Below are 13,832 nucleotides of genomic sequence, written 5' to 3' on the forward strand. Positions count from 1 at the left end.
GCCTAACTCCTCGTTTCTTCTGCAATATCCGGCTGCAGACCTGTCAGCCCGTCGATCAGCTCCCAGATCTCATCCCTTCCCTGCTTCGTCAGTGCGGAATAAGGCAGGATTCGGGCTCCGCTCTCCATATCCAACGTGGTCCGTATCAGCTTAAGATGCTTCTGCAGCTGGCTTCTCTTTATTTTGTCCAGTTTTGTGGCGATTACTATTGGATGGTAACCCTTCTCCAGTATCCACCGGTACATCATCTGATCGTTTACCGAAGGCGCGTGGCGTATGTCGATCAGCAGGAACACTGCCTTCAGATTCGCGGAGGTATGAAGATACCGTTCTATCATCTTACCCCATTGGGCCTTCACCTCTTCCGACGCCGTTGCGTATCCATATCCCGGCAGATCCACCAGATACATTTCATCATTGATATGATAAAAATTGATGGTCTGAGTCTTGCCCGGCTGAGAACTGGTTCTGGCCAGTGCTTTCCTGTTCACCAGGCCATTAATCAGCGAAGATTTGCCCACGTTGGATTTCCCGGCGAACGCTACCTCCGGCTGCCCGGTATCCGGCAGTGTGCTGGTCACACCGCAGACAATGTCCAATGCTACCTGTTTGATTACCATTCCTGTCTCTCCTTATTGGCCGGGGCCTGCCGCCATAGACGGACGCCGCGGCTGAATGTTGACTCTATTCCCGCACAAGCGCCGTTTCCAGCACCTGTTCCATTCCTTCCACATAGCGGATATCAAGCCCGCCCGTGATCTCAGCGTCCATCTCCTGGACGTCCGATTTGTTCCGGTCAGGCACAAGGACAATCCTGATGCCCGCTTTCTTAGCGGCCAGAAGCTTCTCCTTCAGCCCGCCGATGGGCAGCACCCGCCCCCGCAGTGTGATTTCACCCGTCATAGCCACGTCGGCGCGCACCGGCACCTGGGTGATGGCCGACAGCATGGCAGTCGCCATGGTAATTCCGGCGGAGGGGCCGTCCTTTGGTACAGCTCCTTCCGGAATATGTATGTGAATATCATGTTTCTTGAAAAATTCTTCTTTGATTCCATAGGCTTTAGATATGGAACGGATATAGCTGATCCCGGCCTGGGCCGATTCCTTCATCACATCGCCCAGCTGCCCTGTCAGGCGGAATTCACCCCGCCCGGGCATGACGTTGACCTCGATCTGCAAAGTATCGCCGCCCACACTGGTCCATGCCAGGCCTCTGACAATTCCCACCTCCGGCTCCGGGTTCGCTTTGTTGACATTATAGCGCTTCCTTCCCAGATATTCTTCCAGATTGCGGACGGTTACAGAGACCTTTTTCTCTCCGCTTTCCTGTATCTTCAGCGCTGTTTTCCGGCAGATCTGGCCGAGCTTACGCTCCAGGGAACGGACGCCCGCCTCCTTCGTATAACCGCTGATGATCTCGCTCAGCGCTTTGTCCGAGACCGTGAGCTGCTGCTCTGAAATGCCGTTTGCCTTCATCTGCTTGGGCAGCAGATGTTCTCTGGCGATATGCTCTTTTTCATTCTCCGTATAGCTGGTGATCTCGATCAGCTCCATCCGGTCCAGAAGCGGGCCCGGAATCTTCTGGACATCATTGGCCGTCGCGATGAAGAGCACCTCCGACAGGTCAATGGGAATCTCCACATAGTGATCGGAAAATTTACTGTTCTGTTCAGAATCCAATACCTCCAGCAGCGCCGAGGCAGTATCACCCTTGTAATCGCTGCTCACCTTGTCGATCTCATCCAGAAGCATCAGCGGGTTCTTCACTCCCGCCTGATGCATCCCCTGGGCAATCCGCCCGGGCATGGCGCCCACATAGGTACGCCTGTGTCCCCGGATCTCCGCCTCATCACGGACGCCGCCCAGACAGATACGCACATACGTCTTATTCAGGGCCTTTGCCACAGAACGGGCAATAGAAGTCTTTCCTGTGCCGGGTGGTCCCACCAGGCAGATGATCGGGCTGTCGCCCTTCTTTGTCAAAGTTCTGACCGCCAGATATTCAAGAATTCTCTCTTTAACCTTCTCCAGGCCGTAGTGATCTTCTGCCAGGATCTTCCTGGCTTTCTTCAGATCCCTGTTGTCACGGGACATCTTATCCCAGGGCAGTCCCAGCAGCGTCTCAATATAGCCCCGGATGACCGCGCTTTCAGACGGATTGCTGATCACGTTCTGGAAACGGCGGATCTCCTCCCGGATTTTCTCCTTTACCTCTTTGGACGCCCGCAGCTTCTCTGCTTTCTCTTTGAAGCTCTCAATCTCGGACTGTACGTTATCTTCCCCCAGCTCTTCACGGATCAGCTTCAGCTGTTCTCTGAGGATATACTCCTTCTGGTTCTTGTCAATCCGGGCCTTCACCTGGTTCTGGAACTCTGCACGGATCTTCAGTATTTCTACTTCATTGCTCAGCAAAACGCTCAGGGTCTCATACCGGTCCTTAAGCTCCACAGCCTCCAGCAGCTTCTGACGCTGTTCGTAGGAAACGGGCATATTGATGGCAATCTGATCCACCAGCTTCTCCACATCGTCAAATTCCAGAATCTGCAGCATCAGTTCCCGGCTTATCTTCTGGCTTTCCTGGCAGTAAACCGCGAAAACTTCCTTCAGGTTCCTGAGCATCGCCTCTATCACATTCTCAGAAACAGGCTCTGCGCCATCTTTTTCAAAGGTGACAATCTCTGCTTCCAGCATATCCTCTCTGGGTTCGAATCCCAGAAGCTCTGCCCTTTCCAGACCTTCTACCAGGACGCGGAGCACCCCTTTCGGGAGCTTTACCACCTGCTTGATGACAGCTACCGTCCCGATCTTATAGACATCAGCCTGGCCCGGGTCGTCCACCTCAGTATCTTTCTGGGTTATCAAAAATATTTTCTGATCATGAAGCATCGCTTCTTCCACTGCCTTTACAGACCGGACTCTGCTGATATCAAAATGGACGATCATGTCCGGCAGAATCGTAGTTCCTCTCAGCGCTATCGCAGGCAGCATGATAATCAGGTCACTCATGTATTTTCACTCCTTACGCGGTTTCAGTACGACCTGCCCTGCTCTTGCGCGTCTGCGCGCGCCTCGGCACCGGAGTTGGCTCCCCGTGTACCAGCATGGGCGGTTCTTTACCCTCTACCGCTGCTTTTGTAATATGGCATTCTTTAATCGTGCTGTCCGAAGGAGATTCAAACATGATCTCCATCATGGTCTTCTCCATGATCGCCCGAAGCCCCCTGGCCCCGGTCTTACGGCTCAGCGATTCTCTTGCGATCTCTCTCAGAGCATCTTCGTCAAAGCTCAAGCTCACGCCGTCCAGCTCTAATAACTTCTTATACTGCTTAATCAGTGAGTTCTTCGGCGCGCTCAGTATCTGGATCAACGCATCCTCTGTCAATGCGTCCAGAGTCACCACAACCGGCACACGGCCGATGAATTCCGGAATCATGCCGAACTTGATGAAATCCTCGGGCATCACCTGACGCAGGACTTCACCCACATTTTCATTCTTCTGACGCCCCAGATCGGCATTAAAGCCGATGGATTTGGTATCCTGGCGTGTTTCAATGATCTTTTCCAATCCTTCAAATGCGCCGCCGCAGATGAACAGAATATTTGTGGTATCAATCTGCAAAAATTCCTGATGGGGATGTTTTCTTCCTCCCTGGGGAGGCACGCTCGCTACCGTTCCCTCCAGGATCTTCAGCAGTGCCTGCTGTACGCCCTCTCCTGAAACATCCCTGGTGATGGAAGCATTCTCTGATTTCCTGGTGATCTTGTCGATCTCGTCGATATAGATGATGCCGTGCTGTGCACGGTCCATATCATATTCCGACGCCTGAATCAGTTTCAGCAGGATATTTTCCACATCCTCACCTACATAGCCTGCTTCTGTCAGCGCCGTAGCATCTGCGATAGCAAACGGCACATTCAGGAGCTTTGCCAGCGTCTGAGCCAGGAGAGTTTTTCCTGATCCCGTGGGCCCGAGCATCAGGATGTTGCTCTTCTGCAGCTCCACGTCAGAACCCTCTCCTGCCAGCACCCGTTTATAATGGTTGTAAACGGCAACTGACAGCACCTTCTTCGCCTCATCCTGTCCGATCACATACTGGTCCAGGAAGTCTTTTATTTCAATGGGCTTCAGCAGATTAATCTCTGAATCATCTGTCTGAGGCTCGTTGGTAAATTCCTCTTCTATAATTTCTGAACAGATCTCAATGCACTCATCACAGATATATGCGCCGTCGGGCCCTGCGATCAGCTTTCTCACCTGATCCTCTGTTTTTCCGCAGAAAGAACATCTAATTCTGGGTTCATTCCCCTTAATAGCCATTTTTTATACCAATCCCTTTCTCAGCTTTCTTTCCGAAAGGCCGAAAGGGTGCATCAAAAGCGAAGCTGACTTTCCTTCGTACTTTTGAAACACCCTCATCTACCATTACCGGTTCGCTATCACATTGTCTATCAGCCCGTATGCTTTTGCTTCTTCTGCTGACATGTAATTATCACGTTCCGTATCAATCTCAATTTTCTCCAAAGGCTGGCCCGTATTAGCCGCCAGGATTTCATTCAGCTTTTTCTTTGTCTTCAGGATATGATCGGCAACAATCCGGATCTCTGTCGCCTGCCCCTGAGCACCGCCTGAGGGCTGATGAATCATAATTTCCGCATTCGGAAGAGCCATCCGTTTGCCCTTGGCGCCTCCGGAAAGCAGGAAAGCACCCATACTCGCAGCCATTCCGATACAGATTGTAGACACATCACATTTAATATACTGCATGGTGTCATAGATCGCCATACCTGCCGTAACAGAACCGCCCGGGCTATTGATATACAGGTGGATGTCCTTTCCCGGATCCTCTGATTCCAGGAACAGGAGCTGCGCTACCACCAGGCTTGCTGAAGTGTCATTCACTTCTTCCCCGAGAAATATAATTCTGTCTTTTAACAGCCTGGAGTAAATATCGTAGCTTCTCTCCCCTCTGCTGGTTTGTTCAATGACGTAAGGTACTAAACTCATACAACAGCCTCCATTTTCAAATAGTTACTCTTCAGTCTTCTCCGGCGCATCTACTTCCACCGCATGGTCTGCCAGGAAGGTAACTGCTTCCTGAACAGCCAGATCTTTCTTCATCTGTTCTTTCTCAAAGTCGCCCAACAGCTCCTTCAGCTTATCGGCCTCCATATTGTACATCTTGGCCATTTCCTGAATCTCGCCGTCGATCTTCTCCTCGCTGGCCTCTATGTTCTCAACCTCGGCAACCTTCTCCAGCACCAGACGGGTCTGGATCTGCTTGGTAGCCTGGGGCTTCATCTGATCCTGCATCTGCTCCAGGGTCTGGCCGGTATACTGCATATACTGCTCCATGCTCATGCCCTGTGCCTGAAGCCTTCTGACAAAGTTGTCCACCATCTGGGCAGCCTGACTCTTCACCATCGCGTCAGGGATCTCCATGGACGCGTTAGCAACGGCTTTTTCAACGGCTGCATCTTCTTTGGCGCGTTTTGCGTCTGCTTCTTTCTTCTTCTCCAGGTTTGCCTTCACGTCTGCTTTGTATTCATCCAGTGTGTCAAACTCGGATACGTCCTTGGCAAAATCGTCATCCAGCTCCGGAAGCTCTTTAGTCTCAATCTTGTGAATGGTACATTTAAATACAGCAGCTTTTCCCTTCAGCTCTTCCGCATTATAATCTTCCGGGAAAGTCACATTGACATCCACTTCCTCTTCCAGCTTAACTCCCGCCAGCTGCTCCTCAAATCCGGGAATAAAGGTATTGGAACCCAGGGTCAGCGGGTAATCCTTGCCAGCCCCGCCTTCAAAAGGCACTCCGTCCACAGAACCTTCAAAATCTATGGTGACTGTATCACCCATCTGCGCCGGACGGTCTTCCACATCAATCGTTCTGCCGTTCTTCTCCTGCTCTTTCTTCAGTTCAGCTTCAATTTCCTCTTCGGTAACTGTCAGATCTGCCTTCGGAACTTCCAGTCCTTTGTATTCGCCCAGGGTAACCTCCGGCTTAACGGCTACTTCCGCTGTAAAGATAAACGGCTTGCCCTTCTCAATCTGCACTACGTTGACTTCCGGCTGGGATACGACATCCAGCTTGCTCTCGGCAACCGCGTTGGAATACGCCTCCGGAATCAGTGCATTGGCAGCATCTTCATAAAAAATACCCGCTCCATACATTTTCTCAACCATAGCTCTCGGCACTTTTCCCTTACGGAAACCGGGAATGCTGATATTATTCTTCTGCTTTAAATATGCACCCTGCAGTGCCTTCTCCAACTCTTCTGCGGAAACTTCAATTGTGAGTTTCGCCATGTTCTTTTCCAAGTTTTCAACCTGAACGCTCATTGTATTAATTTCCTCCTTTATATATATGGAACGTATTTTATCCCTGAATACTTTCGGACGATCCCGGCAGCAGTATGGCTGCCGCTCATAAAGCTTGCTACGGGGTACTCTGGAGCAGACTTTCCCCGTTACAGTCATTAAAAGAGTATATCATAAACACTTTAAAAGCGCAAGATGGAAACCTGCAATTTTTGCATCATCCGTCTGTCACACAGGGTTGCAAACCTGTTTATGGCTTTCTGAGCACAAACTGTGCCTCTTCAGCATCTCTTTTATGGACATATATGAAATACTCATAAAATAATTCCGGCTTTTCTCCGAAGGTTCCGGTTCTGGCCCTCGTATCTGAAAACGCGGAAGGGCTTTTCCTGTTGATTACTTTTACCCGGTAATCAATGTGATTCTCAGCCAATATCCTGCGTACCCTGCTCTGCTCCGCCATATCGTATGTGGCGGCTACTTCTTTTCGGTTAAATACTGTAAGCATCTCTCCGTTCCTCCTGTTAGAATAGTTCCGGGAATTCCGGCATCTGTCAGCTGTTATAAGGATATACGATCTGATCCTTTATTTCACGGGCCTTATCTGCTCCGTCCAGTACCCGGATCAGCTCAAGCCCGAAATCAATTCCGGCACCCACTCCCCGGGCCGTGGTGATCGTACCATCCGTAACTGCCGGCACTGTGAGCACCTGGGCCCCCGTCAGTTTTTCTTCAAAGCCCGGATAGCATACCGCTTTCTTATCCTTCAAAATCCCCAGCTGCCCCAGCACGCTCGGCGCCGCGCAGATAGCCGCCAGATGTTTACCCTGCGCATGCCTCTGAAGCAGCAGTTCCGCCAGCCGCCGGCTCTCTCCCAGATACCGGGTTCCCGGCATTCCGCCGGGGAGCAGATACATATCTCCCTCATCAAACTCCTCATCTTCCAGAAGCACATCGGCCTCTATCCTGATTCCGTGAGACCCGGTAATCTGCTTCCTCCCCATGACGGAAACCATACATACTTCATGACCGGCGCGCCGTATCAGATCTACCGGTGTTAATGCCTCCACTTCTTCACATCCGTCTGCCAGAAAAACATATATTTTTGCCATATCTGATCCTCCTTTTATGTCATTAACGTTTTGTGGACGACTTTCCTCCATTATGAAAATTATACATCATTTCCATGACTTTTCAAATGAAATATGATACACTGTGTTTACTCCAGAATATATTATGACACGTGCACTCTGCAGAAGCAAATTTCCTTTTTAAGCATAAGGAGGCGTTTCCCATGGAAATAGAAAGAAAGTATCTGATTCAGGCACTGCCGGATCATCTGGAACAATTCCCCTGCCATCAGATTGAACAGGGTTATTTATGCACCGACCCGGTAGTGCGCATACGAAGACAGGATAATGATTACTACCTCACGTACAAAGGACAGGGCCTGATGGTCCGTGAAGAATACAATCTTCCGCTGACTTCCACGGCTTATGAACACTTAAAGCCAAAAACTGACGGTATCCTTCTGTCAAAAAAAAGATACCTGCTCCCTCTTAACAGCACTCTGACCATTGAATTAGATGTCTTTGACGCTCCTTATACAGGCCTGTATCTGGCAGAGGTGGAATTCCCGGACATAGCTGCCGCCAATGCGTTTCTTCCCCCTGACTGGTTCGGCGAGGATGTGACATTTTCCGACAAATATCATAACAGCACTTTAAGTAAGTATAGTAATACATCTCATTAGTTTTGTTTTTCAGGCCATTTGCAAAAACTCATTTTGCGATTTGTTAGTGCTGGATTGTTTATTTTGTTAACTATAACGTTTAAACTGTAAAGTAAAGCTTTTGTACGGAAGGGAGAAATGCCATGAATTATTCACATTTAAATGAACTACGGCTTTTAGGCCTCACGATAGCTTACTACCGCAGAGCCAGGGGAATGACACAGGCAGAATTGGCTGAGGCTGTTCATATCAGCCGGACACACATGAGCAACATTGAAGCGCCGAACAGCAGGACTTCTATTTCTCTGAACAGATTGTTCGACATTGCAGAAGCGCTGGACGTCCCGGTAAAAGACCTGTTGGATTTCCAGAACAAAAACCTTTAAATAACCGGAGCCGCAGAAAATCAGATTTTCCGCAGCTCCGTTATTTTTTACATTTCTCTTGCTTTCTTCACACAGGCTTTTGCGGCCTCAAACACAGCGCTGCGCAGCCCCCGTTCCTCCAGCACGCGAACCGCTTCAATTGTCGTCCCGCCCGGCGAACATACCATATCCTTCAGAACTCCCGGATGCTTCCCGGTCTCCAGCACCATTTTTGCGCTGCCCAGCACAGACTGCGCTGCAAATTCATAGGCCTGTGCCCTGGGCATACCGTCCGCCACCGCCGCGTCAGCCAGAGCCTCGATAAACAGGAACACATACGCCGGCGAACTGCCGCTGACGCCGACCACCACGTCGATCATTGGTTCCGGTACCACCTGTGTCTTGCCGAAGCTCTGGAATATCTTCTCAACCTCTGCCAATTCCTCCGGCTTCACAAATTCATTCGGACACAGCGCAGTCATCCCTTCCCCGACCAGGGCCGGAGTATTCGGCATCGTCCGAACCAGCTTCGTAGGCTTCCCAAACGTGGCGTCCAGCCATTTCAGCGTCTTGCCCGGCGCCAGTGTCACCACTATTGTCCCCGGCCTGATGGCATCCGATATTTCTTCTATCACTTCTTCCATATAAACCGGCTTAACTGCCAGAATCAGCACATCCGATTCTGCCGCTGCCTGCCGGTTATCCGCAGCAGCCCGAATCCCCAGCTCCTTCCCGATCTTATCCAGTGTCTTTTCCGATTTTGCCGATGCAATCAGATCCGCCCTGGCGACCAGCCCTTTCTTCACGATACCGCTTATCATGGCAGTCGCCATATTCCCGCAGCCGACAAACCCTATCTTCATCTGAATACCTCCTGTGAACTTCCCTGTACATTTACAGCTCTTTTCATACTATTATAATTCATTCCACCCGATTTTCAAGCATATTCAGGTTTGCCACTGCAAAGTGCCGGCCTGAGGCTTACTGCCCCGCTGCTATCTGTGCAAACATTCCGGCAATATCTTTGCATCCTTCCTGTATGAACTGTATCGCCCTGGACGGATGCACTCTTCCCTGTCCAGTCAGCAGGTAGGGAAGTTCGTATCCCCATCGGACTCCCGCTTCCTTCATTGGAATCAGATGCTTTTCTATGAATTCCAGAATCGGAAGCTCCTGTAGCTGTTTATCCTTCAGGTATCCCACCAGCATTTCCATAGAACAGTTGCCGGCCCCCCTTCCCATTCCATCACAAGTTGCGTCTGCAAATCCTGCCCCGCAGCGAATCGCTTCTATCGTATTCGCAAAGGCAAGCTGCTGATTGTTATGGGCGTGAACTCCCAGTCGTTTTCCCTTTTTCTCTGCATATCCGAGATACAGGGCGGACAGGTTCCGGATCTGTTCCGGATAGAAGGCTCCAAAGCTGTCCACCAGGTAAATCACATCTGCAGGACTGTCACAGAGTTTCCCGAGGAATTCATGGATCACCGCTTCTGTGTCACTCGATACCGCCATGATATTAACAGAGGTCTCATAGCCCTTTTCATGACAGTCCTCAAGCAGCTCTAAAGCTTCGGGAATTGTGGAGCTGTAAGTTGCAATCCGTATCATATCAATTACGCTGTCTTTGCGCGCCAGTATGCTGCTCGGCTCTGTTCTTCCCACATCCGCCATCACAGATATTTTCATCTTGGATGAATTGTCTCCTACAACCTGGCGGATATCTTCTTCACGGCAGAATTTCCATTTTCCGAAATCTTTCCGATTGAACTGTTTTTCCGACGCCTTATATCCAAATTCCATATAATCAACGCCGGCCTCTAAATTTGTCTGATACAGATCCCGCACTAATTCATCGCTGAAAAAGAATCGGTTCACCAGTCCTCCGTCTCGTAATGTACAGTCTAAAATCTCGGGTTTCATTATTTTTTCCTCCTTTTCTTTTTTCTGCCGCATTCCTGCACCGCCTATTATTTCGCGTCCGGCAGAGGATGCGCCTTGTGTTTCTGGAAATCCTTCCGTTCACAGACATACAAAAAGGCCGATGCCTGCTGGATGCAAGCATCGACCCATATGATTCTTCTTCTCTGTCTGATTTATAAACAGTTTGGAATTCTCAGGATCTGCGCACCGCAACAAGCCGGTACAAATTCTTTGCGCCAGCCGTAAAAATAAAAGTATGCAGATGTTAAACTGAGATTTCTGTTAGACATAATCGTGTCCCTCTTAACTGTTTTCTGTATTATATGATTTTTCATATCATTTGTCAATGAGCATTTTCATTTCTTAGCTGTAAGCCTCTGTTGCCTGCTTAACCTGCTGACACGCCTCACCATCTCAGCCCGCTGACAGCCGCGCCACTGACCGGTGAAATAATTTTTCAAAAACCAGGCCATAGACAGCGCCTATTGCATTATTAAGCATCCTGAAAAAAACCGCTCCCGGAAGCCCCAGGATTCCCACTGCGATTGACATAGCCCCCAGCGAATTAAAGACCGCCTGCCATCCGTAGCTCACGGAAAGGCCCACTCCGATGCCCCCGATGATTCCGATGCAGGAATAAACTGTTTCAGGAAAAAAGCTATAGATGATGAGAAAAAGAAGCCCCCCGGCAATGTTACCGGGAATTCTGCCTTTCACCCGCTTTTTCAAGTCTGTGTCAAAGGGCACCATCACCGACATGGCGGCAATCCCCGTCCACATCGCCCTCGGCAGGCGCAGCGCTCCAGCCAGTAAAAGCACAGAGGCGACTCCGAGAGTGACCGTCAGCTGCCATCTCGTCCTGGTGGACGCGGGATCAAACTCCTGCAGCAGACTCCGGAAATCTCTCTTATACACCTGGTTCCGGTGATTCCTGCAATATACCAGCACCGTCAGCACGGCGCCGGCACCTATTCCCGCCAGCCGCATGAGATATGCACGTCCGGTCACATCATACCCATATAACAGCAAATAGCCCAACACCAATGTAGACTGATTAGACATGACAACATTGTGGCATCCCAGAAATGTCAGCCCGAAAATGCACAGAACATGCACCAGAAACTCCCCGAACAGCCCGCTCGCGTTCGCAAGCTTCGGCCCGAACGCCAGTATCCCGAAGATCAAAATCAGCGAAACCGCCCCATGGGACGTCCGTATCCCCAGATCCGCATTCCGGAATACCATAACGCACAGCAGAACCACCACGCCCACAATGCTGTTCTCTCCTCCGAAAACAGTGCTGAAAGCGATCACAAAAGCCATACAGAAGGCAAGCGTGATCACTATCTTCAGCAGATAGATAAGCGTATGGCGCAGTTTTTCCCGGCGGCTCTCCGCATGTCTGATTAAGTTTTTCGATCCAGCCTGATTTAGCTGAAGTTCCTGATAAAATGTCATATACAAATACCTCCTTCATCATTTCCAGATCAGGGAGGCATTATACCCTTAACCGCGGCAATTGTCAATTGTATCAGACGGCAGCCGTCTATTCCCGGCCTTTGGCCGCTGCCGGCCACAGAATGAACAGTAAACAATCACTTCTTTCCAGGCCCCGGCGTCCCATTGGCATAATCCTGCTGAAAACAGGTTCTGTACCAGACAAGGAACATATAGATCGTCCAGATCTTCCTGCTGGTGTCCTCTTTCTGATGGTAATGGCGGTCAAGAATTTTTACCAGCTCGCCGGTATTGAAATATTTCGCGGCAGCGTCGGAGGTGAATTCTTTTTTTACAATGTTATAATATTTCTCTTCCCGCAGCCACACACGGATCGGCACCGGAAATCCCAGCTTCGGCTTCTCCGCCGTCGCCGTGGGCAGATGGCGTTCCGCCGCCTTGCGCATGGCGTATTTTGTGGTACCATTGGCAACTCTCAGTTTTCTCGGGACCGTCGCCGCAACCCTGAAGACTTCCTTATCCAGGAAGGGAACACGCAGCTCCAGGGAATTCGCCATACTCATGCGGTCCGCTTTCAGCAGGATATCCCCCACCATCCAGAGATTAATATCCAGATACTGCATTTTCGTCACATCATCGTAATCCTTTACACGGTCATAGAACGGCCTGCAGGTCCGGCTGGGGTCTGTGGCCAGCTCGGGACGCTTCAGCAGCCGCTTTTTCTCCTTCTGATTATACATGGACGCATTGCCGATAAATACTTCCTCCAGAGGCTTTGACGCCCGGATCAGGAAATCCCTGCCGCGGAAATGCGGCAGGTGGGACATCAGCGCCCCCACCGCACGGCGTATAAAAAGCGGAACAATCTTCTGATATTTAGAGTTGGAATCCGGCATGTGGTAAATCCGGTATCCTCCGAACAGCTCGTCCGCGCCTTCTCCGGAAAGCACCACCTTCACCTGCTCGCTGGCCAGCCTGGACACAAAATACAGAGCGATACAGGCCGGGTCTGCCAGCGGCTGATCCATAAAATACTGCACGCCTGACAGCGCATTCCAGAATTCATCAGCCGTTATCAGGTGCTTGTAGTGATCCAGCTGCTTTTCCTTCGCCACTCCCTCGGCCCAGCTGGTCTCATTATAACGCTCGTCTTCCCCGAATCCTACCGTAAAGGCCTTCTGCCCTGAAAAGTAGGAAGCCACCCAGCTGGAATCTACCCCGCTGGACAGAAAGCAGCCCACTTCCACGTCGCTGATCTTATGGGCTTCTACGGAATTCTCAAACACCTTCTCAATTTTGTCAACCGCTTCCTCTTCCGTCATGGATTCATCGGGATGGAACCTGGGCTCCCAGTACCTGTGGATGCTGACCTCCCCATTCCGGTACCAGAGGTAATGTGCTGGCAGCAGGCATTGAATCCCCTGGTAAAAAGTCTCCGGCGGAACCACATACTGGAAAGACAGGTAGTTGTCCAGCGCATGCTCGTTAAATTTCTTCTCAAAGCCCGGGAATGCCAGCAGGCTTTTGATCTCAGAACCGTACACAAAATGGCCGTTCACATTCATATAATGCATCGGCTTGATCCCAAAGAAATCCCTCACCAGAAACACGGAACCGTCTTTTTTATTATAGATCGCAAATCCAAACATGCCTCTCAGACGGTCCAGCATCTTCTCGCCCCACTCTTCAAACCCATGGACCAGCACCTCTGAATCCGTTTTCGTATAGAACGTGTGGCCTTTTTCTATCAGCTCCTCCCGCAGTTCCTGGTAGTTATAGATTTCCCCGTTAAAATTCAGGACCAGCGTCCTGTCCTCATTATAAACAGGCTGGTCACCGGCCTGAAGGTCGATGATGCTCAGCCTGCGAAATCCCATATTAATTTTGTCGTCCCGATAAAATCCGTCGCTGTCCGGGCCTCTGTGGGTAATCAGCTCTGTCATCCTCCGGATGACGTCCCCGTCATTCTCAAACGTACCTGTAAATCCGCAAATTCCGCACATATCGTATCCTCTGCATTCCTCAATTTGTTATCTGA

Annotated in this window: 13 protein-coding genes; 2 read left to right on the forward strand and 11 right to left on the reverse strand. The window is 50.4% G+C overall.

All coding sequences use genetic code 11. The features are described 5' to 3' along the window. Nucleotides 1–2: 2 nt before the first annotated feature. The 7 genes from yihA to H9Q79_RS07630 all read right to left on the reverse strand — a co-directional run bounded on the left by yihA (nucleotide 3) and on the right by H9Q79_RS07630 (nucleotide 7,431). A complete protein-coding gene (yihA, locus tag H9Q79_RS07600; protein WP_118645558.1) occupies nucleotides 3–620 on the reverse strand; it encodes a ribosome biogenesis GTP-binding protein YihA/YsxC in 618 nt (205 codons plus the stop codon). A 64-nt stretch (nucleotides 621–684) separates the two neighbouring features. Next, nucleotides 685–3,006 carry an endopeptidase La gene (gene lon, locus H9Q79_RS07605; protein WP_249329568.1) on the reverse strand — a complete coding sequence of 774 codons (2,322 nt, stop codon included), beginning with the start codon at nucleotides 3,004–3,006 and terminating at the stop codon, nucleotides 685–687. A gap of 13 nt (nucleotides 3,007–3,019) precedes the next feature. Then, nucleotides 3,020–4,318: an ATP-dependent Clp protease ATP-binding subunit ClpX gene (clpX, locus tag H9Q79_RS07610; protein ID WP_118645556.1), complete on the reverse strand. Its 1,299-nt coding sequence runs from the start codon at nucleotides 4,316–4,318 to the stop codon at nucleotides 3,020–3,022. A gap of 105 nt (nucleotides 4,319–4,423) precedes the next feature. Further along, the gene (gene clpP, locus H9Q79_RS07615) at nucleotides 4,424–5,005 is read right to left on the reverse strand and encodes an ATP-dependent Clp endopeptidase proteolytic subunit ClpP (RefSeq protein ID WP_118645554.1); all 582 of its coding nucleotides are present in this window, start codon (nucleotides 5,003–5,005) and stop codon (nucleotides 4,424–4,426) included. Between the two features lie 24 nt (nucleotides 5,006–5,029). Continuing rightward, nucleotides 5,030–6,340 carry a trigger factor gene (gene tig / locus H9Q79_RS07620; RefSeq protein ID WP_118645552.1) on the reverse strand — a complete coding sequence of 437 codons (1,311 nt, stop codon included), beginning with the start codon at nucleotides 6,338–6,340 and terminating at the stop codon, nucleotides 5,030–5,032. Between the two features lie 229 nt (nucleotides 6,341–6,569). Next, on the reverse strand, nucleotides 6,570–6,827 hold the full coding sequence (locus H9Q79_RS07625; protein WP_118645550.1) for a hypothetical protein: 258 nt from the start codon (nucleotides 6,825–6,827) through the stop codon (nucleotides 6,570–6,572). Between the two features lie 46 nt (nucleotides 6,828–6,873). Then, nucleotides 6,874–7,431 (reverse strand): DJ-1 family glyoxalase III, encoded by a 558-nt coding sequence (locus H9Q79_RS07630; RefSeq protein WP_118645548.1) that lies wholly within the window; start codon nucleotides 7,429–7,431, stop codon nucleotides 6,874–6,876. Between the two features lie 182 nt (nucleotides 7,432–7,613). On the opposite strand from H9Q79_RS07630, the gene H9Q79_RS07635 reads away from it, so the two are divergent. Both H9Q79_RS07635 and H9Q79_RS07640 read left to right on the forward strand, forming a co-directional pair. Further along, nucleotides 7,614–8,072 (forward strand): CYTH domain-containing protein, encoded by a 459-nt coding sequence (locus H9Q79_RS07635; protein ID WP_118645546.1) that lies wholly within the window; start codon nucleotides 7,614–7,616, stop codon nucleotides 8,070–8,072. Between the two features lie 122 nt (nucleotides 8,073–8,194). Continuing rightward, a complete protein-coding gene (locus H9Q79_RS07640) occupies nucleotides 8,195–8,437 on the forward strand; it encodes a helix-turn-helix domain-containing protein (protein ID WP_118645544.1) in 243 nt (80 codons plus the stop codon). Nucleotides 8,438–8,484: 47 nt separating this feature from the next. Here the strand turns inward: H9Q79_RS07640 and proC are convergent, their stop codons facing one another. The 4 genes from proC to asnB all read right to left on the reverse strand — a co-directional run bounded on the left by proC (nucleotide 8,485) and on the right by asnB (nucleotide 13,797). After that, on the reverse strand, nucleotides 8,485–9,279 hold the full coding sequence (proC, locus tag H9Q79_RS07645) for a pyrroline-5-carboxylate reductase (RefSeq protein WP_249329569.1): 795 nt from the start codon (nucleotides 9,277–9,279) through the stop codon (nucleotides 8,485–8,487). A gap of 118 nt (nucleotides 9,280–9,397) precedes the next feature. Next, on the reverse strand, nucleotides 9,398–10,336 hold the full coding sequence (locus H9Q79_RS07650; RefSeq protein ID WP_118645664.1) for an aldolase catalytic domain-containing protein: 939 nt from the start codon (nucleotides 10,334–10,336) through the stop codon (nucleotides 9,398–9,400). A 414-nt stretch (nucleotides 10,337–10,750) separates the two neighbouring features. Next, a complete protein-coding gene (locus tag H9Q79_RS07655) occupies nucleotides 10,751–11,794 on the reverse strand; it encodes an FUSC family protein (protein WP_249329570.1) in 1,044 nt (347 codons plus the stop codon). 137 nt (nucleotides 11,795–11,931) lie between these two features. Beyond that, on the reverse strand, nucleotides 11,932–13,797 hold the full coding sequence (asnB, locus tag H9Q79_RS07660; protein WP_249329571.1) for an asparagine synthase (glutamine-hydrolyzing): 1,866 nt from the start codon (nucleotides 13,795–13,797) through the stop codon (nucleotides 11,932–11,934). Between the last annotated feature and the right edge of the window lie 35 nt (nucleotides 13,798–13,832).

Origin of the sequence: Wansuia hejianensis (assembly GCF_014337215.1) — a bacterium.
Classification (GTDB): domain Bacteria; phylum Bacillota; class Clostridia; order Lachnospirales; family Lachnospiraceae; genus Scatomonas; species Scatomonas hejianensis.